The 20,406-nt window shown below is 68.9% G+C and carries 22 protein-coding genes; 10 read left to right on the top strand and 12 right to left on the bottom strand.

Translation table 11 applies throughout. The features are described from left to right. Positions 1-62: 62 nt before the first annotated feature. Complete coding sequence (locus tag MSZK_RS21430; RefSeq protein WP_099250618.1) at positions 63-830, top strand: FadR/GntR family transcriptional regulator; 768 nt, start codon at positions 63-65, stop codon at positions 828-830. A gap of 38 nt (positions 831-868) precedes the next feature. On the opposite strand, the gene MSZK_RS21425 is transcribed toward MSZK_RS21430, so the two are convergent. From MSZK_RS21425 to MSZK_RS21405, 5 genes are read right to left on the bottom strand one after another with little or no spacing between them, the layout of a single operon-like run. Continuing rightward, positions 869-2,104, bottom strand: a complete 1,236-nt coding sequence (locus MSZK_RS21425; protein WP_142389976.1) for an acyl-CoA reductase — start codon at positions 2,102-2,104, stop codon at positions 869-871. Continuing rightward, complete coding sequence (locus MSZK_RS21420; RefSeq protein ID WP_233211438.1) at positions 2,077-3,153, bottom strand: hypothetical protein; 1,077 nt, start codon at positions 3,151-3,153, stop codon at positions 2,077-2,079. Before MSZK_RS21420 ends, MSZK_RS21425 begins: the two co-directional genes overlap by 28 nt. Continuing rightward, positions 3,150-4,514, bottom strand: a complete 1,365-nt coding sequence (locus tag MSZK_RS21415; RefSeq protein WP_099250616.1) for an AMP-binding protein — start codon at positions 4,512-4,514, stop codon at positions 3,150-3,152. Before MSZK_RS21415 ends, MSZK_RS21420 begins: the two co-directional genes overlap by 4 nt. Position 4,515: 1 nt before the next feature. Then, complete coding sequence (locus tag MSZK_RS21410; protein ID WP_099250615.1) at positions 4,516-5,274, bottom strand: SDR family NAD(P)-dependent oxidoreductase; 759 nt, start codon at positions 5,272-5,274, stop codon at positions 4,516-4,518. Then, positions 5,267-5,491: an acyl carrier protein gene (locus tag MSZK_RS21405; RefSeq protein WP_199203428.1), complete on the bottom strand. Its 225-nt coding sequence runs from the start codon at positions 5,489-5,491 to the stop codon at positions 5,267-5,269. Before MSZK_RS21405 ends, MSZK_RS21410 begins: the two co-directional genes overlap by 8 nt. A gap of 190 nt (positions 5,492-5,681) precedes the next feature. Between MSZK_RS21405 and thyX the strand changes: the two genes are divergently transcribed. From thyX to MSZK_RS21390, 3 genes are all read left to right on the top strand, one after another. Continuing rightward, positions 5,682-6,431 (top strand): FAD-dependent thymidylate synthase, encoded by a 750-nt coding sequence (gene thyX / locus MSZK_RS21400; RefSeq protein WP_099250614.1) that lies wholly within the window; start codon positions 5,682-5,684, stop codon positions 6,429-6,431. Positions 6,432-6,513: 82 nt separating this feature from the next. Continuing rightward, entirely contained in the window at positions 6,514-7,416 is a 903-nt protein-coding gene (gene dapA, locus MSZK_RS21395; RefSeq protein ID WP_099250663.1) for a 4-hydroxy-tetrahydrodipicolinate synthase, read from the top strand. A gap of 22 nt (positions 7,417-7,438) precedes the next feature. Further along, entirely contained in the window at positions 7,439-9,118 is a 1,680-nt protein-coding gene (locus MSZK_RS21390) for a ribonuclease J (protein WP_099250661.1), read from the top strand. Here MSZK_RS21390 and MSZK_RS21385 read toward each other — a convergent pair. Genes MSZK_RS21385 through MSZK_RS21365 form a run of 5 tightly spaced genes read right to left on the bottom strand, consistent with a single transcriptional unit; the run spans position 9,115 to position 12,737 of the window. Beyond that, positions 9,115-10,098, bottom strand: a complete 984-nt coding sequence (locus tag MSZK_RS21385; RefSeq protein ID WP_099250662.1) for a DUF3445 domain-containing protein — start codon at positions 10,096-10,098, stop codon at positions 9,115-9,117. The two genes, MSZK_RS21390 and MSZK_RS21385, sit on opposite strands and share 4 nt — an antisense overlap. 5 nt (positions 10,099-10,103) lie before the next feature. Beyond that, on the bottom strand, positions 10,104-11,027 hold the full coding sequence (locus tag MSZK_RS21380; protein WP_099250613.1) for a PDR/VanB family oxidoreductase: 924 nt from the start codon (positions 11,025-11,027) through the stop codon (positions 10,104-10,106). Further along, positions 11,024-11,554, bottom strand: coding sequence for a dimethylamine monooxygenase subunit DmmA family protein (locus tag MSZK_RS21375; RefSeq protein ID WP_099250660.1), 531 nt, complete (start codon positions 11,552-11,554; stop codon positions 11,024-11,026). The genes MSZK_RS21380 and MSZK_RS21375 overlap by 4 nt, the downstream gene beginning before the upstream one ends. A 19-nt stretch (positions 11,555-11,573) precedes the next feature. Then, complete coding sequence (locus tag MSZK_RS21370) at positions 11,574-12,389, bottom strand: mycofactocin-coupled SDR family oxidoreductase (RefSeq protein ID WP_099250612.1); 816 nt, start codon at positions 12,387-12,389, stop codon at positions 11,574-11,576. A gap of 33 nt (positions 12,390-12,422) precedes the next feature. Then, positions 12,423-12,737 (bottom strand): putative quinol monooxygenase, encoded by a 315-nt coding sequence (locus tag MSZK_RS21365; RefSeq protein WP_099250611.1) that lies wholly within the window; start codon positions 12,735-12,737, stop codon positions 12,423-12,425. A 193-nt stretch (positions 12,738-12,930) separates the two neighbouring features. Between MSZK_RS21365 and MSZK_RS21360 the strand changes: the two genes are divergently transcribed. After that, entirely contained in the window at positions 12,931-15,444 is a 2,514-nt protein-coding gene (locus tag MSZK_RS21360; protein WP_099250610.1) for a DNA translocase FtsK, read from the top strand. Between the two features lie 47 nt (positions 15,445-15,491). On the opposite strand, the gene MSZK_RS21355 is transcribed toward MSZK_RS21360, so the two are convergent. Continuing rightward, on the bottom strand, positions 15,492-16,343 hold the full coding sequence (locus tag MSZK_RS21355) for an endonuclease domain-containing protein (RefSeq protein ID WP_099250659.1): 852 nt from the start codon (positions 16,341-16,343) through the stop codon (positions 15,492-15,494). Between the two features lie 119 nt (positions 16,344-16,462). Next, positions 16,463-16,963, bottom strand: a complete 501-nt coding sequence (locus MSZK_RS21350; RefSeq protein WP_099250609.1) for an amino-acid N-acetyltransferase — start codon at positions 16,961-16,963, stop codon at positions 16,463-16,465. 54 nt (positions 16,964-17,017) lie between these two features. On the opposite strand from MSZK_RS21350, the gene pgsA reads away from it, so the two are divergent. From pgsA to MSZK_RS21325, 5 genes are all read left to right on the top strand, one after another. Beyond that, on the top strand, positions 17,018-17,623 hold the full coding sequence (gene pgsA, locus MSZK_RS21345; RefSeq protein ID WP_099250608.1) for a CDP-diacylglycerol--glycerol-3-phosphate 3-phosphatidyltransferase: 606 nt from the start codon (positions 17,018-17,020) through the stop codon (positions 17,621-17,623). After that, positions 17,601-18,089: a CinA family protein gene (locus MSZK_RS21340; protein ID WP_099250607.1), complete on the top strand. Its 489-nt coding sequence runs from the start codon at positions 17,601-17,603 to the stop codon at positions 18,087-18,089. Before pgsA ends, MSZK_RS21340 begins: the two co-directional genes overlap by 23 nt. 73 nt (positions 18,090-18,162) lie before the next feature. Beyond that, positions 18,163-18,498: a transcriptional regulator ClgR gene (clgR, locus tag MSZK_RS21335; protein ID WP_099250606.1), complete on the top strand. Its 336-nt coding sequence runs from the start codon at positions 18,163-18,165 to the stop codon at positions 18,496-18,498. A gap of 118 nt (positions 18,499-18,616) precedes the next feature. Continuing rightward, entirely contained in the window at positions 18,617-19,438 is an 822-nt protein-coding gene (pspA, locus tag MSZK_RS21330) for a phage shock protein PspA (protein ID WP_099250605.1), read from the top strand. Positions 19,439-19,452: 14 nt separating this feature from the next. Then, positions 19,453-20,283, top strand: a complete 831-nt coding sequence (locus MSZK_RS21325; RefSeq protein WP_099250604.1) for a hypothetical protein — start codon at positions 19,453-19,455, stop codon at positions 20,281-20,283. Positions 20,284-20,406 lie beyond the last annotated feature (123 nt).

The following is a 20,406-nucleotide window of genomic DNA, read 5'->3' as shown; positions in this document are numbered from 1 at the left end:
AGGTCTCCTGACAAGACCATTGAAGGGAATTAACATACCGGTGACGAAGGAGGGCGCGGCCCATGGCCCACGACGGCACACCGGACGGCCCCGGCCTGCTCGGACAGCAGCTGGATTCGCCCTCGCGGGTCGACGAGATCACCGACCGGCTGATCACCGCGATCGCGATCGGCGAATACCTGCCCGGAGCGCGGCTACCCGTGGAACGCGAACTGGCCGCCTCGCTGGGCGCGGGCCGGATGACCGTGCGGGCCGCCCTGGCCCGGCTGGTGGAACGGGGACTGCTCGAGACCAAACGCGGTCGCGGTGGCGGTTCCTACGTGTTGGACCAGTGGCCCGAATCGTCCACCGACGCGGTGGGCCGCACGCTGAGCATCCGGCTGGCCGAGCTGCGGGACCGGTGCGACGCGGTCTGCCGGCTGCAGGGTGTGGTCGCCCGCGCGGCGGCGGAGTCGCGCACCGAGGCCGACCTCGCGCTGATGCGCACCCGGCTGGAGGCCTACCGCGCCGCGCGCACCGGGCTGGCCGCCCAGCAGGCCGACAGCAGGTTCCACCTGGCGATCATGGATGCCGCGCACAACGACGTCATCAAACAACTTCTGCTGGAACTGAAGTCGACGGTGAGCATCGGCTCGCCCGCGCACCTGTGGGGTGAACCGTCGACGATGCGCTCGATGGAAGTCCGCGCGCTACACGACCATGTCGAGATGCTGGACGCGATCGCCGAGCGCCGCGGCGACGACGCCGACGCGCTGGCGCGCGAACACGGCAGCATCGATTTCGAGCTGATCACCACCGCGATGCGCCGCGCCGGTGTGACGGTCGACTGAGCGGATCTCGGCGCTTGCCGCGCTGATGCTGCCGGGTGTCATCGCACGACGATCTGCCGAGTCATGTGCGCGATCAGGTCGACCCCGTCCCAGGTCGAGTCGAACTCGAGCGCCTGGCCCACCGGGACGATCCGGTAGCCACCCCGCCCGCTGATCCCTTCGGCCAGACGAACCACGTCGTCCGTGGTCAAGCCGAAGTGGGTGATCGTCTGCACCGTGCGGTCGACGACGCGCGCCAGCTGGTCGAGTGAGTCTGCCACCCAGTCGCAGACGAATCCGCCGCCGTGCGGATGGGCGATCGCCGCGGCCGGGTCGGCGGTCCGGCTGACGTCGAGGCTGGCCGAGAACCGCTGGAAGTGTGTCGTGATGCCCTGGGCGAGAAGGCTGTTGGCGAGAGTGAGCTTACTCATCGCGACCGCGGGATCCACACTGTAGCCGCGCCGGCGGACCACGTCATGCAGACGGTGGTAGAAGTCTTCGGCGAGCTCGCCGGGATCCCCGAGCCAGACCACGATCCGCGGTGAGCTGCAGCCCATCTGGTCGAACCAGAACATGTCGTTGAAGAGCGCGGCGGCGAGCTTGTCGCGATCCGGCGATGCCGCCCGCCGGTAGCTGGCGGAGTCCAGGACCGCCATCGAGCGGCGGTCGGGGAATCCGATCGACACCCCATCGGGCCGGATCGGGACGGCGGAGACCGCCTCGACCTTGGCGTCCCCGCCCCACACCAGCCGGAGGTCGACAAGGCGCGAGATGGATCGTTCGAGATCGCCGCCATAGGGAAAGCGGCAGAACAGGTTCCGGTCGGATTGCCCGAACTCGTCGACGACGGCGCAGATGGTAGCCGCCAACCTCGCGGTCTCCGGCGTGAGGTGTTCGGTCAGCCGAACCACATTGGTGTTGCCGGCCAGCGCGGACAGCGCCCAGGAGTAAACGAACACGGTGTCCACGTTGGCCGGTGGGAGGTGAAGGGCGAGCCCTCGCGGCGCGCGGATCCGACCGCTGTTGTTGGCTACCGCCAGCTCGGCGATCATGCCGCTCAGCGCCGCGGGGCGCAGCCAGTACGCCAACGCCACGTGCCGCGGGGTGGCCAGGGCGGTGTCGTCCAGAATGCGGTGCGACAGCGTTGAGAGCATCTCGACGAGCACTGGGCTGCACGGCGGTTGTCCGGCGTAGACCATTGCCGCAATACGTTCCAGGAGCGCGGCCTCGGTGACGGCGGTGGGCTCGGGGGACCAGATGCGGACCATCACGCCGCCGCCATCGTGTCGCTGCAACCACGCAACTCGGCGCGCGGCAACCGTCCCAGAACCCGTATCCCCTTGCCGTTCCAGCCTTCTTCGCCAGGGTCGACAGTCTCGATCACGCCAAGGTCTTCGGTCAGCAGGCTGTGACCGGGGTAGGAATGCGGGAGCAGTGACAGCACCTGGATGATCCCGGGTCGGCCCACCGGCAACACCTCCCACGTCAGCGGATCCCGCACGATCACGTCGGCGAAGTTCGGTGGGTAGAGCAGCCCGCCCGGGCCTTCGAGGAAGACAGAGCCGATCTGTTCCACCATGCCGTAGAAATTGTGGACGCGAGTCAGGCCGAATGCCTGCCGCAGGGCGGCCCGGAACACGGTGTTGTCCACCGCGCGGTCGGCCAGAGTCTTCCACCCACCTGAGTGGATCAAGACCGCGTGGGAAAGATCCAGGCCGGCGTCGCGGAAGTGCTCATACAAGGCGCTCCACACCAGGAACGTGAACCCGAACATCAACACCGGCTGATCCGCATGGGCGCAGAGGAATGCTCGCACGGCGTCGAGGTCGGGTTCTCCGCTGCGATCCAGCGCGAACGTGTGGTGGCGCCCGTAGCGCATCATCCCGAGCACCCCCGCGCCACGCGCGCTCATCATCGCCGGATCGTCGAGCACGGCCGGCGTGTCGATCACCAACATCGGTAACCGTTGCCGGCCGATCACATGCGTCAGCGAGCTGCTGAGCGCGCGCTGCTGGATCATCGAGGTCTCGGCGTCGAGCAGTATCCGGCTCACCGCCTGCCCGGTGGTGCCGCTGGAGGTCAATTCGACCCGCAGTTGCTCGTCGGGCACCGACTGCAGCCGTTGCAATTTGAACAGCGAGACGGGCAGAAAGGGAACGTCGCCGAGTTGGCCCGCGGGCCCGGGCCCGCTCCACGCGCCGTCGATGATCCGGGCGTACGGCGGGCAGGACCGGTGGTGCAGCTCGGTGAGTGCGTTGAGACCGGGCAACAGCAACGCCTCCCGGGTGGCTTGCGGAAGGCTGTGGGGCGCGGCGGCGAGCGCCGTTGCGAGCGCGTCGATCACGAGAGGGCCTCCAGCGCCTGGTAGTCGATCTTTCCGCGTCGGGTCCGGGGTAGCTCATCGATGAATCGGAGAGCGTAGCGGTTGGCCGGAATCGCGAACTGCCGCTCGAGGCCGGCCAGAACGGCTCGCCCGAACTGCTCGTCGTCTGCTTGACGGCCGGTGCGGACGGCGTGGATGGTCAGTCGGTCGCCGGTGAGCGTCACCGCGCCGGGGCCGAAGGAGGTCACGGCGGCCTCGACCTCGTCGACATTGACGCGCACTCCGAAGAGCTTGCGAACCCGGCTGACTCGGCCGCTGAGGGTCAGCCGACCCGCGTCGTCGAGCATGCCGACGTCACCGGTGTGCAGGCGCCCTCCCAGATCGTCGGCGCGGGCGAGGTCGGCTGCCGAATGGGCGTACCCGAGCATCACGTTGGGCCCGGAGAAGACCACTTCGCCGTGGCCGGTGGAATCGGGGTCTCGGATCTCGATGCGGCATCCGGGCAGGGCAGTGCCGACCGAATCCGGCGCGGCGGGGAAGTCGGCGTGCTGCAGGGTGGTCATCCGCGGGGACGCCTCGGTCTGACCGTACATCACGTAGAAACGCCCACCTGTGTCGTGCATGAATTGATGTGCCCGCCTGCGCAATTCGGGCTCAAGCCGACCGCCTGCCTGGGTGAGGGTGCGCAGGTGGTCAAGTCGCAGCCGGTCGAGTCCCAGTCTGATCATCAACTGGTGGTGGAACGGCACGCCCGGCATATGGGTGACATCGGCTTCGCGCACCGCCGGCCAGAAGCGCTTGTCGGTGAGGCCCATCGCGGTCAGGCGGACCCGAGCGCCGCGAACGAGGTGGCTGGTCAGCACCGAGAGTCCGTAGGAGTAGTGCAGGGGCAGGTGCCCCACCGCCACATCGGTGTCACCGATGTCCAAGACATCACCGATTGCGCTGGCATTGGCCAGGATCGACGTCGCCGCCAGGCGAACCAGTTTTGCGCTACCCGTCGATCCGGAGGTCGACATCAGGACGGCAAGGTCGGGGTTGAGATCCATTCGATCGCCGCAGACCCGTACCGAATCGAATCGGGGTTCGACGGTCCATCGAGGGTGGTACAGCTCTTGCAGGTCGGCGCGCGTGGCCGGCGGAAGACTGGGGTCGAACAGGGCGACAGCATGTCCGGCCGAGAACGCGCCGATCAGCGCGGCCACCGAGGCCACGTCGTTGGTGGGGTGGAGGAAGACAAGGCCGCGCGGTCCGCTCATGCGGGTGGCCCACCGCCGGGCGAGGTCGGCCAGTTGGCCGTAGGTGACCCAGTCGCCACCGGCATCGTCGAGCAGTGCCGGCCGATCCGCGCGCACGCCGTGGATCAGGTCGATTCCGGCCATCTCAGATCACCATCGCACCGTCGACGCCGATCACCTGACCCGTCACGTACCGCGACAGGTCCGATGCCAGAAAAAGTACGCAGTCGGCGACGTCCCGCGGCGTCCCGATCCGGTTCATGCCGATCGATGCCATGCGTTCGGCGAAGCCCGCGGCGGGCAGCTGCGCCGCCATGTCGGTCTCGATCAGCCCGGGGGCCACGGCGTTGACCCGGATGTTGTTCGGGGCCAATTCCTTTGCAGCCGAGAGCGTGGCGCCGATCACACCGGCCTTCGCTGCGCCGTAGACGAGCTGTCCCTTGTTGCCGAAACGCCCGGTGATGGACGAGACGTTGACGATCGACCCCCCGCCGCCGCGGGTCATCAGCCGGGCCGCCTGCTGAGTGCCGTGCAGGACCCCGAGCAGGTTGACCCCGACCACCCGGTCGATGTCCGCGGGGGGAATCATCCCGATCAAGCCGTCGAGCAGGACACCGGCGTTGTTCACCCACACGTCGAGACGTCGGTGGGAGGTGAAGGCGCGCTTGGACAACTCCGCCGACGTCGCCGGTTCGGCGATGTCACCCTGGTGCGTCTGCACCGCGACGCCGAAGGCCGTACGGATTTCCTGGGCGCACAGATCCAGCCGGTCGGGGTCGCCGTGATCGTTGAGGATGAGGTCCATGCCCTCCGCGGCCAGTGTTGCCGCGACCGCGGCACCGATTCCGCGCGCGGCGCCGGTGACCACACCGACCCGGCCGGTCAGCCCGAACCGCTCAGACATGGCCGGCCATGATCGAGGTGATCCTGGCGTAGCTGTTCATCTCGAGGATCTCGTCGGTGTCGAGCATGCAGTCGAACTCGAGCTCCAGCGCGGCCACCAGGGCCATGTGGCCCACCGAATCCCAGCCGGGGCTTTCGTGATACTCCAGCGTCGTCAGGTCCACGGAGGAGTCCAACCGCAACGCTGACCTGATGGCGGCGTTCATCTTCTCGTCCACGGTGCCCACCTCTCGGGTTTTCCGGATCTGCCGCCAGTACTGTCGCGCAGTTCGGTGATCGAGGCTGTCGGTCGAGCGGCTGTTTCGGCGGATGAACCTCGGGTCCGCCGATCGGGGGAAGCCTGCCGCCGTTGCGGACCGCGGTGGGAGGCCGAGCGCACCGGTGCGGCGTGCGCACTAAGGTGAGCCCGTGGCCGAGACCGCGCCGCTGCGCGTGCAGCTGATCGCCAAGACCGAGTTCACCGCCCCCGAGGACGTGCCCTGGAGCACCGACGCCGACGGCGGCCAGGCACTGCTGGAGTTCGCCGGCCGCGCCTGCTATCAGAGCTGGTCCAAGCCGAATCCACGGACCGCCACCAACGCGGCCTACCTCAAGCACATCATCGACGTGGGGCACTTTTCGGTGCTCGAGCATGCGTCGGTGTCGTTCTACATCACCGGCATCTCGCGGTCGTGCACCCACGAACTGATCCGGCACCGGCATTTCTCCTACTCGCAGCTGTCCCAGCGCTACGTGCCCGAGGACGATGCCCAGGTGGTGGTGCCGCCCGGGCTGGAGGACGACCCGGAGCTGCGGCAGATCCTGCTGGACGCGGCCGACGCCAGCCGGGCCGCCTACCTGGAGCTACTGACACGGCTGGAAGCCAAGTTCGCCGACCAGCCCGGGACGCTGCGCCGCAAACAAGCGCGGCAGGCCGCGCGGGCGGTGCTGCCCAACGACACCGAGACCCGCATCGTCGTCAGCGGGAACTACCGGGCCTGGCGGCATTTCATCGCGATGCGGGCCAGCGAACACGCCGATGTGGAGATTCGCCGGCTGGCGATCGCCTGCCTGCGCCAGCTGGCCGACGTCGCGCCCGCGGTATTCGCCGACTTCGAGATCTCCGAACTGGCCGACGGGACCGAGGTGGCGACCTCCCCGCTGGCCACGGAGGTCTGAGGCCGACCGGGTAATCACCGAGGCCTGAGGCGGACCGGGTAATCGCGGAGGCGCCGATGCCGACCGGGTAATCTAGGTGGCCGTGAGTACCAGCGGATTCGACGTCAGCGCCCGTCTGGGCACCGTTCTGACCGCGATGGTGACGCCGTTCAAGCCCGACGGCACGCTGGACACCGCCACCGCGGCGCGGGTGGCCACCCACCTGGTCGACTCCGGGTGCGACGGGTTGGTGCTGTCCGGCACCACTGGCGAGTCGCCGACCACCACCGATGCGGAGAAGCTGGCCCTGCTGCGCGCGGTCCTCGACGCGGTCGGCGACCGCGCCCGCATCATCGCCGGGGCCGGCACCTACGACACCGCGCACAGTGTGCACCTGGCCAAGGCTGCCGCCGCCGAAGGCGCGCACGGCCTGCTGGTCGTCACGCCCTACTATTCGCGGCCCCCACAGGCGGGGCTGGTCGCCCACTTCACCACCGTGGCCGACGCCACCGACCTGCCGGTGATCCTCTACGACATCCCGCCACGTTCGGTCATCGGGATCGAGTGGGACACCATGCGCACTCTGTCGAGGCACCCGAACATCGTCGCGGTCAAAGACGCCAAGGCCGATCTGCATGGCGGCTTGGCGATCATGGCCGAGACGGGGCTGGCCTACTACTCCGGCGACGATGCGCTGAACCTGCCCTGGCTCACCATGGGCGCGGTCGGCTTCATCAGCGTGTGGGGCCACCTGGCCGCCAGCCAATTGCGGGACATGTTGTCCGCCTTCAACTCCGGGGACATCGCCACCGCTCGCAAGATCGGTGTGACGCTGGCTCCGCTGAACGCCGCGCAGGCCCGCCTCGGCGGAGTCACCTTGGCGAAGGCCGGGCTGCGGTTGCAGGGCATCGACGTCGGCGAGCCGCGGCTGCCGCAGATGCCGGCCACCCCCGAGCAGCTCGACGAGCTGGCCGGTGACCTCCGCGCTGCGGGAGTCCTGCGGTGACGGCGCCGGCCGGGCTGCGGCGATGAACTCCGAGCTGTCACCTCCCGGGCCGCTGGCCCCGGGAGGCCTGCGTGTGACGGCGCTGGGCGGTATCAACGAAATCGGCCGCAACATGACCGTTTTCGAGCATCTCGGCCGGTTGCTGATCATCGACTGCGGGGTGTTGTTCCCCAACCACGACGAGCCCGGCGTCGACTTGATCCTGCCGGATCTGCGCCTCATCGAAGACCGGCTCGACGACGTCGAAGCCCTGGTCCTGACCCACGCCCACGAGGACCACATCGGTGCCATCCCGTTCCTGCTGAAGATGCGGGGCGACATCCCGGTGGTGGGTTCGAAGTTCACCCTGGCGCTGGTGGCCGCCAAATGCCGCGAGCATCGGATCACTCCGGTGTTCGTCGAAGTCGCCGAGGGTCAGCGCAGTACGCACGGGGTGTTCGAGTGCCAGTACTTCGCGGTCAACCATTCGATCCCGGACGCGCTGGCGATCGCGGTGCACACCGGGGCGGGCACCGTGCTGCACACCGGCGACATCAAACTCGACCAATTGCCCCTCGATGGCCGCCCGACCGACCTGCCGGGGATGTCCCGGCTCGGCGACGCCGGGGTGGACCTGCTGCTGTGCGACTCGACCAACTCCGAGATCCCGGGTGTGGGACCGTCGGAGAGCGAGATCGGCCCAACCCTGCACCGGCTGATGCGCGGTGCCGACGGGCAGCGGGTGATCGTCGCGTGCTTCGCCTCCAACGTCGACCGGGTTCAGCAGATCGTCGATGCCGCCATCGCGTTGGGCCGGCGGGTGTCGTTCGTCGGCCGGTCCATGCTGCGCAACATGGCGATCGCCCGCGAACTGGGTTTCCTGCACGTAGAGGACCGCGACGTCGTGGACATCGCGATGGCCGAGGAGATGGCGCCCGGGCAGGTGGTCCTGATCACCACCGGCACGCAGGGCGAACCGATGGCGGCGCTGTCGCGGATGTCGCGCGGCGAGCATCGCAGCATCACGGTGACCTCCAACGACCTCATCATCCTGTCGTCATCGCTGATCCCCGGCAACGAGGAAGCGGTCTACGGCGTGATCGACGACCTGGCCAAGATCGGTGCCAGGGTCGTGACGAATCAGCAAGTCCGCGTGCACGTTTCGGGTCACGCCTATTCCGGTGAGCTGCTGTTCCTCTACAACGGGGTGCGGCCGCGCAACGTGATGCCGGTGCACGGCACCTGGCGGATGCTGCGCGCCAACGCCAAGCTCGCCGCCCGCAGCGGCGTGCCCGAGGAGAACATCGTGGTCGCCGAGAGCGGCGTCAGCGTCGACCTGGTCGGCGGCCGGGTCGCCATCGCGGGCGCGGTTCCGGTGGGCAAGATGTTCGTCGACGGGCTCATCACCGGCGATGTGGGCGACGCGACGCTGGGTGAGCGGCTGATCCTGAGCTCTGGATTCATCGCGGCGACGATTGTGCTGCACCGCGGGACGGGCAAGCCGGCGGCGCCGCCGCATCTCTACGCGCGCGGCTTCTCCGAAGATCCCAAGGCGCTGGAGCCGATCACCCGCCGGGTCCAGGCGGAGCTGGAATCGCTTGCCGCCGACCATGTCACCGATCCGGTGCGGATCGCTCAGGTGGTGCGGCGCACGGTCGGCAAGTGGGTGGGGGAGACCTACCGTCGGCAGCCGATGATCGTGCCGACCGTCATCGAGGTCTAGTCTCCGCTGCGCGACCTCAGCCAGCTCACCGCGCGGTCCCGGTACGCGCTCAGACCTTTGTATTCGGCCATGTCACCCGGCAATTCGGCCAGTACGGCCGCCATCCGGGCCCGCCAGTCCTCGACGGTGGCGACATCCGCCAGCGGCAGCATGTAGCTGCGGATCAGAAAACAGATCGCGCCGGACTCCGGCAGCCGGATCAGGTGCTGGACCTCCACCCGCAGATGGATGAGCCGCCCGAACTCGTCGTCGTCGAGTGCGTCGAGGTCCCGGGGTTCGGGCAGCCACTCGGGAAAGGTCTCGGTGGACACGTCCAGGCGGCGTCCGACCGTCATCGACCAATTGGTGCGCCGGTATGCCTCGCCTGCCTGCAGGCGCATCAGGAACTCGCGGGCCCGGGTGATCACCCCGGTTTCGCGCAGCCGGGGGACCGGCCCGTGGATCTCCAGAAACGTCATCCCGACGTCGAACCCGAACGACCAGCCCGCGGCGAACGTCACCACCCCGGCGTCGGCGAACAGGTCACCGTCGCGCTGGTCGAGCAGGACGATGTCCTCCTGCACCTGCCCGGCGATGTAGGCCAGCGGATCGCACGGCAGGCTGGAATCGTCGCCGATTACGAAATCCTGTGCAATGCCGAGCAATTCGTTGCGCCAATGCCAGGTGTCACCGTCGCGGGTCAGGGACATGGTCGCCGGGTAGCCGGTGGCCAACTCGGTCATCAACGCCAGCATGGTGTCCCAGCAGGCGACGCGCATGTGCGGCAACACCGCGTGCCGGGACGGGTCGGCGGCCAGGATGCGCCTGCGCTCGGCGAGTTCGTGGGCGTACTCGCTGTCGATGTCGACCACCCGCCGGCCCCACTGCCCGGTCGCGGTGGTCACGACCGCAGCGGCCGGGCCGATGTTGGTGCTGTACCGGTAGGAGTCGGCGGTGTACGGGAAGGGGAAGGAGGCCACCAGGTCGGGCGCGGATACCAGCTCGGTCACAGTCCCAGCTCCAGCCGGCCGGATCCCCTTGACACACAGGCCATCATCTCGCCGCGGCGCTCCTCGTCGGTCAGGTACAGGTCGCGGTGCACCACCACGCCGGATCGCACCGGCACGCGGCATTCGCCGCACACCCCCTGGCGGCACAGGCTGGGGACGGTGTGCCCGTGAATCGCCAGCGCCTCCAGCAGCGAGATACCCGATTCGACGGTGAAAACCTCGCCGTTCGACGCCAATTCGACCTCGAACGGATCACCCGGTGCCAGGTCACCGCCGAAGTGCTCGACGTGGATGCGGCTCGGCGGCCAGCCCAGCGCGGTGGCGGTGGCCACCACATCGTCGATGAATTGGCTTGGGCCGCAGAGGTAGGCATGCGTGCCGAACGGTTGGCCGGCCAGTGCCGGTGGCAGCTCGGCCAGGAAGGCGGCGCGGTCGCTGAACACCGACGCGTGGTCGGTGAGCGCGGCGACTTCATCGAGATAGGCGCCCCGCCCCGGCCGGTGAACGTAGAGCAGCTGCGTGTCGCGGCCCCACCGCCGGGCGCTGCGCAGGTGCGACACCATCGGGGTGATACCGATTCCGGCCGCGATCAACAGATGTCGCCTGGCGCGCAGCACGGGCGCGAACGCGCTGCGCGGCGAATGGGCTTCGACAGTGGCGCCGACGCACAGATCCCGGTGTATCCAGCGCGATCCGCCGCGGCCGTTCGGGCACGCCAGCACCGACACCACGTACTCGCGCGGGGCCGCGGTCTCGCCGGTCAGCGAGTACGCGTTGGCCCCGCCGGGCCACTGGATCACCAGATGGCTGCCCGGGGTGAACGACGGCAGCACGGTGCGGTCGGGACGGGCCAGGGTCAGGGTTCTGATCTCGGGCACCCGGTCGTCGATCCCGACGACCTCCAGGGTGAGCGTGCTCATCGGGCCGGGTCGGCCGTGGTGGCGAAGCCGAGGTGCGCGCCGAGCCGCCGGGAGACGTGGTGGTAGACCAGCAGGTGACGTCCGCAGCCCGGGCAGCTGACCTCCTCGGTCAGGTCCACCGGAGCGGTGGTGATGGCTCGGCAGTGCGCGCAGTAGATGTCGCGGGTCGCCACGTCGGTACTGGCCACGGTGATCTCGTCGTCGGCGGCACCGAGGTCGAGCGCCCGGGCGCGTACCCGCAGGCACGCGTGCGCCGGGCCGGCCAGCAGCAGCCGCCAGCCGACCACCGCATCGGCCAGATCGGTCTCCAGCGCGGTGCACGCCGCGGTGGCGTCGGCCACCCGGTGGACCCGCACATCCGCATCGGGACGTGCGGCTTTCATCTCGTCGGCCCACCGCGCGGCGATCTCGGCGGCGTCGGCCCCGATGGCCAGCACCGTCGCATGGCGACCGGTCAGATCGGCCGGCGGGCAGCAGCGTTGCACCGCCCAGGTCGGGACGCTGGTGAGGGCCAGATCGGGTGTCATCGTCACCCGATCGTAGTGCTCAGCGCTTGTTCACGAAGCCTGCGTCGACGGGCAGCGTCACCCCGGTGACATAGCGGCCGGCGTCGGAAACCAGGTAGTAGACCGCGTTGGCGATGTCCTCGGGTTCCAGCGTCTGTACCGGCAGGGCGTTGGTCATGTCCGGGCCGCCGAAGTTCTGCTGGGCCAGACCGTCGAGCCAGGACCGGGTGAACTCGTTGTCGATCATCGGGGTGTTCACCCCGGCGGGATGGACCGAGTTGACCCGGATATTGAACGCGGCAAGGAAATTCGCATAAGCCCGCATCAGGCCGACGACACCGTGCTTGGCCACGGTGTAACCCAGCGATCCGGCGATCGGGGCGCCGATGCCGACCAAGCCGGCCACCGAGCTGGTCAGCACGATCGCACCGCCGTCGCCCTGCTTGATCATCGGCTTCATCGCCACGTCGACGGTGTGATAGACCCCGGTCAGGTTGACGTCGATGACGTCCTGCCAGGCGTTCTCGTCGGTCATCGGGGCGATGCCGGCGTTCGCGATCGCGATGTCGAGCCGACCCAGTTCCTCGATGCCCTGATAGACCGCGGCCTTGAGTGCCGAGCGGTCGCGGACATCGGCCTCCCGGGCGACGATCCGGGCCCCGGTGTCCTCGACGAGCTTGACCGTGGCGGCCATGTCCTCCGGAGTGGCCAGCGGGTAGGGGACGCTGGCGATCTGCTGACACAGGTCGACCGCGATGATGCTGGCGCCCTCGGAGGCCAGCTTGACTGCGTGCGCACGGCCCTGGCCGCGGGCCGCGCCGGTGATCAGGGCGACTTTGCCGTCGAGTTCACCCATGGCTGTGTCCTCGTTTCCTCGCGCGAGCGCTCGTCAGGGACGCACCTGGCCCTTGGTGGGGTCCCCGGCCGGGATGGGGGTGAGCATCTTGATGTCCGGAGCGCCGTCTAGATGCTCGCCGATCTCGGCGAACAGCGTGGTCACGCCGGGCGCGGTGCTGTGCGCCGCAAGCGCGTCGGCGTCGGCCCACTGCTCGACGAACACGAACGTCTTGTCGGCCTCGTGCACGGCGTACAGGTCGCAACCGGGCTCTTCGTGGACCGCCGCGACCGCCTTCTTGCAGGCCTCGCGTACGGCGTCGACGGATTCGGGCTTGACGGTGAAGCTGGCAACGACGACGACGGGCATGGGCGAGCTCCTCAGCTCTTCGGGACCGGGTGTGACGGCGCTTACGTTAGCCCTGCTTCATATCGCCGCACGATGGGGTCCCGGTCAGCGGCGGGAGCCGATTTTCTGGCTTGGTCGCAGTCTGGCAACGACGCGCCGTGTAACGGGTGTTGTGGGTGGTGCAGTTGGGGCGATTGGGACTAGGCTGACCCGCATGGCGAACAAGACGGCCGCTCGCTCAAGCGCGCGAACGACCAGGTCAAAGGGTGCGTCGCGGTCGGCCAAGCCGGCGCCGCGGCGCAAGCCTGCCAAGAAACGCAACGCGTCGCCGGTCGCCACCGCAGCAGCAGCCAGTGGGCGCGCCGCGCGGGCGACCTGGCTGATGCTGGCCAAGGGTGCGGGCTCGACCGCCCGTTCGGTCGGCCGGGCCGGCGATATCGAGCCGGGACATCGCCGGGACGGCCTCGCGCTGGGCCTGCTGGCGGTCGCGGTGGTGATCGCGGCCAGTTCCTGGTTCGACGCCGCGCGCCCGGTGGGCGCGTGGATCGACTCGGTGCTGCGCACGCTGGTCGGCGGGGCCGTCGTGCTGCTGCCGATCGCCATCGCCGTCATCGCCGTGCTGCTGATGCGCACCGAACCCAACCCGGACGCCCGCCCGCGCCTGATCCTCGGCTGCGCGATGGTCGCGCTGCCGGTGCTCGGGCTGTGGCACCTGTGGTCGGGCGCCCCCCAGGATCCAGCCGCCCGCCAACGCGCCGCCGGCTTCATCGGATTCGCGATCGGGGGACCGCTGTCCGACGGCCTGTCCCCGTGGATCGCCACCCCGTTGCTGATCATCGCCGCCCTGTTCGGGCTGCTGCTGCTGACCGGCACCACCATCCGCGAGGTGCCCGAGACGCTCTACTCGATGTTCAGCACCCGCCGCTACGACGACGAGTACGACGACGATTACGACGAGGACGAGCCGCAGGACGTCGTCGAACAGGCTGCGCCAGAAGACTTCTCCGACGGTTACTACGACGATCCGCGGTCCTACACCGACGAGGCGCCGGCCTGGCCGGGGGCCAACGGCCCGGTGGGCACGCCGCTGGACAACTATCCGCTCGACGAGGACGCCCCGACTGCTCCGGAGCCGGTCAAGGCGCGACGCAAGAAGCCGCCCGCCCCCAAGCCGGAGACCCCGGAGACCCAGGTCATGGACCGCGTGGTCGAAGGCCCCTACCACCTGCCGTCACTGGACCTGCTGGTCGCCGGTGACCCGCCGAAGCGGCGCAGTGCAGCCAATGACCAGATAACGGACGCGATTTCGAACGTCCTGCAGCAGTTCAAGGTCGACGCCTCCGTCACCGGCTGCACCCGAGGCCCGACCGTCACCCGCTACGAGGTGGAGCTGGGGCCCGGCGTCAAGGTCGAGAAAATCACTGCGCTGCAGCGCAATATCGCCTACGCGGTGGCCACCGAGAGTGTCCGGATCCTCGCGCCGATCCCCGGCAAGTCCGCCGTCGGCATCGAGGTGCCCAACACCGACCGCGAAATGGTGCGCCTGGCCGACGTTCTCACCGCGCCGTCCACCCGCGGTGACCACCGCCCGCTGGTGATCGGCCTGGGCAAGGACATCGAAGGCCACTTCGTCTCGGCCAACCTGGCCGACATGCCGCACCTGCTGGTGGCCGGCTCCACCGGCTCGGGCAAGTCCAGCTTCGTGAACTCGATGCTGGTGTCCCTGCTCGCCCGGGCCACCCCCGATGAGGTGCGGATGATCCTCATCGACCCGAAGATGGTGGAACTCACGCCCTACGAAGGCATCCCGCACCTGATCACGCCGATCATCACCCAGCCCAAGAAGGCGGCCGCGGCGCTGGCCTGGCTGGTCGAGGAGATGGAACAGCGCTACCAGGACATGCAGGCCTCCCGGGTGCGCCACATCAAGGACTTCAACGCCAAGGTGCGCTCCGGGGAGATCACCGCGCCGCTGGGCAGCCAGCGGGTGTACAAGCCCTACCCGCTGATCCTGGCCGTGGTCGACGAGCTCGCCGACCTGATGATGACCGCACCGCGTGACGTGGAAGACGCCATCGTGCGGATCACCCAGAAGGCCCGCGCGGCCGGCATCCACCTGGTGCTGGCCACCCAGCGGCCGTCCGTCGACGTCGTCACCGGCCTGATCAAGACCAACGTGCCCTCGCGGCTGTCCTTCGCGACGTCCTCGCTCACCGACAGCCGGGTCATCCTCGACCAGCCGGGCGCGGAGAAGCTGATCGGCATGGGCGACGGCCTGTTCCTGCCGATGGGTGCCTCCAAGCCGGAGCGGTTGCAGGGCGCCTACGTCAGCGACGAGGAGATTCACGCCGTCGTGCAGGCCTGCAAGGACCAGGCCGAACCGGAGTACACCGAGGGCGTCACCTCCGCCAAGCCCTCCGGCGACAAGTCCGACGTCGACCCCGACATCGGCGACGACATGGACGTGTTCCTGCAGGCCGTCGAGCTCGTGGTGTCCTCGCAGTTCGGGTCCACCTCGATGCTGCAGCGCAAGCTGCGGGTCGGCTTCGCCAAAGCGGGCCGCCTGATGGACCTGATGGAGACCCGCAGCATCGTCGGGCCCTCGGAGGGCTCCAAGGCCCGCGAGGTGCTGGTCAAGCCCGACGAACTCGCCGCGACCCTGATGGCGATCCGCGGCGGGGGCGGCGACGACGACAGCGACGAGTACTACGACGACGACGCCGAGTGAGCGCTCACGTCTGACATGTCGCCCCGGAATGCGACGTGAGCGCTCAATCAACTTGCGGCGCGCTGTGATCGGGCGTCCCACGCCCGCTGCACGCGGCTGATCACGTCGGCCCGGCGGTGGTCGGCCAGTACGCGCACCACGATCCAACCGAGCGACATCAGGTAGTCGTGGCGCTCGAGATCGGTGGCATAGGCCGACCGGCTGGTGCGGTGATGCTCACCGTCGTACTCGACGGCCACCAGGATGTCGGGCCACCCCATGTCGAGGTAGTACCGGCGACCGTTGGGTCGCGCGACCGGGATCTGCGTCTGCGGCCGGGGAAAGCCGGCGGCGATCAGGTCGAGCCGCAGGTAGGTCTCCTGGGGTGACTGTGCGCCGGCGTCGACGGCGGTCACGATGGAGCGCAGTCGCCGGACGCCGCGCACATGTGGATGCGCCTGCGCGATCTCGAGCACCTCGGCGGTGAGAAAGTGGGTCGCGTTGGCCAGCGCATCAAGGTGGGCGATCCGGCGGCGGATGGAGGCACCGCGGCGGGCCAGGTCGAACGCGGTGCGGGCGACCGTCGTGACGGGCAGGCCACCGTGGTGCGTGAGTTCGGAAGCCAGCAGGGTTTCACGGCGGGTGACGATCCCGTGCGGGCTGCGATTGTTGGCGAAGTTGAGCTCGATCGGGGTGTCCGGATCGACCCATCGGGCGCCGTGCAGCGCCGCGGCCGCGCAGCCGGTGACGATTGCCTGCCTGCCCGACCATAACCAGGCGGCCACGGTGCGCTCGCGCAGTGTCAGCTCGCCGCACGGGACGTAGACGTCCGGGAAAACCCGTTGATGGAAGTTCGCGAGCTGGTAGCGGTTGACCCGTCCCTGCGCCAACGCCTCGCTGCCCACGAACACCCGTGTCATGCCGGTGAACGCTGCCAGCCGACCCGCGTTCGTGCTGTCGGCTATGCACACCGTCATCGAGTGAGCGCTCAGGCCGCGAAAGCGTGGCCGATCGCGGCGTCAGCGCTCACTCAACGCAATCAGAGGAACAGCAGCATCCGGGTGTTGCCGAGGATGTTGGGCTTCACATAGGACAGGTCGAGGAACTCCGCGACACCGATGTCGTAGGAACGGCACATCTCCTCGTACACCTCCGAGGTCACCGGGGTGCCCTCGATCTCGGCGAAGCCGTGCCTGGCGAAGAAGTCAGTCTCGAAGGTCAGCACGAACAACCGCTCGAGCTCCAGCTCGCGGGCGACCTTCAGCAGCTGGTCGACGATCGCGTGACCGATGCCCCGCCCCTTGATCTTGGGGTCGACGGCGACCGTGCGCACCTCGCCGAGATCGGCCCACAGCACGTGCAGCGCGCCGCAGCCCACCACCTCGCCGGCCAGCTCGGCCACCCAGAACTCCTGGACCGCCTCGTACAGCGTGACCAGGTTTTTCTCCAGCAAGATTCGGCCGGCGTAGGTGTCGACCAGACGCTTGATGTCGGGGACATCCGAGGTGCGGGCGCGGCGGATGGCGACATCATGGTTCACGGGAGCAGAGTATCGGGCGTCAGGCCCCGACCTGCCAACCGATATTCTGATGCCGTGTCGGGACAACCCCAAACCGGTCCGGCGGTCCCGCGCGTGCGGGTGGCCAACGTCGCCAACCTGCTGACCGGCATCCGGCTGGTCCTGGTCCCGATCTTCCTGCTGTTCCTGTTTTCCGGTGATGGCCACGAAACCCCCGCGCGGATAACCGCTTTCGTGATCTTCACGGTCGCGGTCATCACCGACCGATTCGACGGGTCGCTGGCCCGGACCTACGGGATGGTCACTGAGTTCGGCAAGCTCGCCGACCCGATCGCCGACAAGATGCTCATCGGTGCGGCGCTGATCGGGCTGTCGATGCTGGGCGACCTGCCCTGGTGGGTGACGGTGGTGATCCTGACCCGCGAGCTGGCCATCACCGTGCTGCGCTTCGCGGTGCTGCGCCACGGGGTGATCCCCGCCGGCCGCGGCGGCAAGCTCAAGACACTGGTCCAGGCGGTCGCGATCGGCCTGTTCGTGCTGCCGCTGCACAGCTGGCCGGCGCCCTGGCTGACCGTGGCCTGGGTGATCATGTGGGCCGCGGTCGTGCTGACGGTGCTCACCGGCCTCGACTACGTGGTGTCGGCGATCCGGGATTCCCGTGAACGATCCGCTGGTCGATGATGCCGCCCGCGGCCTGATCGCGCTGCTGACCGCCCGCGGCCAGACCGTGGCCACCGCGGAATCGCTGACCGCCGGGCTGCTGGCCGCCACCCTGGCCGGGGTTCCCGGCGCCAGCGCGGTGCTGCGCGGCGGGCTGGTCACCTACACCGTCGAGACCAAGATCGCGCTGGCCGGCGTCCCGCGGGCGCTGCTCGACGAGTTCGGGCCGGTGGCGGCGCCGACGGCGGCGGCGCTGGCCGAAGGAGCCAAGGCGCGCTGCGCGGCCACCTGGGGCGTCGGCCTGACCGGGGTGGCGGGTCCGGAACCGCACGGCGGGCACCCGGTCGGCACGGTCTACCTCGGATTGGCCGGTCCGGGCCCCACCGAGGTCGCCGAGCTGTACCTCGACGGCGCGCGCTGGGACATCCGGTTCGCCGCGGTCCGCGCGGCGATCACCCGGCTGTCGGGCCTGGTCGAGCGAACTTGAGGTTTCCTGGGAACCAAAACGGATCCTCTCGGCGTTGCAGTAGTTGTTGCAACTCGTGGAGGAGGACACCCCAATGGCGGTACTGCTGCGTGAGGTGATCGGCGACGTGCTTCGCGACGCCCGCACCTCGCAGGGACGCACCCTTCGTGAGGTGTCCGATTCGGCTCGTGTCAGCCTCGGCTACCTCTCCGAGGTCGAGCGCGGCCGCAAAGAGGCCTCCAGCGAGCTGCTCAGCGCGATCTGCACCGCTCTGGATGTCCCGCTGTCGCGGGTGCTGTCCGATGCCGGGATGAAAATGGCCGACCGTGAGCGCCTCGCCCGGCTGACCTCGGTGCCGGCGCAGGACCGGGTGATCGACGTCGCCACCAAGGTCGTCATCCCGCAGCCCGTTGCGATGGCGGTCGCCTGACCCACCGATCGGGGCGGGCCTCGGCCCACACGCGGACAAGGGTGTGGCTGGGCATCGGGAACCGATAAATTGGGCGAGACGACCTAACTGCGGCACTCGATACGAAGGCAGGCAACTGATGGCCAATCCGTTCACCAAGGCGTGGAAGTACCTGATGGCGCTTTTCAGCTCCAAGGTCGACGAATATGCCGATCCGAAGGTGCAGATCCAGCAGGCGATCGAAGAGGCCCAGCGTCAGCACCAGGCGCTGACCCAGCAGGCCGCCCAGGTGATCGGAAACCAGCGTCAGCTTGAGATGCGGCTGAACCGTCAGCTCGCCGACATCGAGAAACTACAGGTCAACGTCCGCCAGGCGCTCACGCTCGCCGATCAGGCCGTCGCCAGTGGTGATGCCGCCAAGGCCACCGAATACAACAACGCCGCCGAGGCGTTCGCCGCGCAGCTGGTCACCGCCGAGCAGAGCGTGGAGGACCTCAAGGGCCTGCACGACCAGGCGCTGCAGGCCGCCGGTCAGGCCAAGAAGGCCGTCGAGCAGAACGCGATGGTGCTGCAGCAGAAGATCGCCGAGCGCACCAAGCTGCTGTCGCAGCTCGAGCAGGCCAAGATGCAGGAGCAGGTCAGCGCCTCGCTGCGGTCGATGAGCGAGATCGCCGCCCCCGGCAACACCCCGAGCCTCGACGAGGTCCGCGACAAGATCGAGCGCCGCTACGCCAACGCGATGGGTGCGGCCGAGCTGGCCCAGAACTCGGTGCAGGGCCGCATGATGGAGGTCCAGCAGGCCAGCGTCCAGATGGCCGGTCATTCCCGGCTCGAGCAGATCCGCGCCTCCATGCGTGGTGAGGCGCTGCCGTCCGGCTCCGCGCCTGCGGCCACTCCCGCGCCGGCCACCCCGGCCGCCCAGCCCAGCACACCCGAGCCTGAGAAGCCACTAGGCCAGTAGGAGGCGAGTATTCGATGGCGGTGACACCGGACAAGCCGGGATTCGCATCGCGCCAATGGCGTTCGGCCATGCAGCGCGGTATCGACACCGTCAGCGAGTACGCCGACGTCGCCGCCCAGAAGCTCAATGCGGCGGCCGATCCGCGTGCCCGGCTGCTGCGTAAGCGGCGCTGGTCGTTGCGGCTGGGCCTGTTCTTCGGTTTCGCGACGGTGTTCTGGGTGGCCGTCACCGGGCTGCTCGCGACGTGGAGCACGCCGGTGTGGGGACTGATCATCACGGGTGTGATCGCCGCCGGGGCGGCAGCGCCCGCGACGCTGTTGCTGTTGCGGTATCGCTGGCTGCGATCCGAGCCGCTGCCCCCGGCGCGTCAGGTCAGCGGCCGCAGGCTGCCCCCGCACGGGTCGGCGGCCCGGCCGGCGATGTCGGCGCTGGGCGCCTCCGAGCGCGGGCTGCATTCCCTGCTCGGCGTGATGACCCGGGGGAACATGTTGCCGCCGGAGGAGATTCGCGAACTCACCGACGCGGCCAGCCGTACCGCGGCAACCATGGCTGCCACCGCCGACGAGGTGGTCTCGATGGAGCGGGCAGCCATGGAGACGCCCAACTCGCGGTCGTATCTGGCGCCGACCATCAATGCGTTCACCGCCCAGCTCAGCCACGGCGTCCGGCAGTACAACGAAATGGTCACCGCCGCAGCGCAACTGGTGTCAGCGGCCAACACCGGCTCGCTGTCCAGCTCGCCGATGTCGGCCCAGCGCTATCGCAACGAGCTGGCCGACGCCACCGACCGGCTCAGCGGCTGGGCGCAGGCCTTCGACGAGCTCGGCCGGCTCCGCCGGGCCTAGTCTCCGGTGACTTCGGCGCGATTTCCGTCGCTGGGCGAACTGTGGTGTCTCGGGACATCGCTGACACTTATGTCTTGGGACATCGCTGACACTCATGATGGCGGTTTGGGTTCGCGGGTGCGG

The organism is Mycobacterium sp. shizuoka-1, from assembly GCF_002723835.1.
GTDB lineage: Bacteria > Actinomycetota > Actinomycetes > Mycobacteriales > Mycobacteriaceae > Mycobacterium.
The sequence above is the reverse complement of the archived record's forward strand: the minus strand, read 5'-3'. Positions and strand labels throughout refer to the sequence as shown.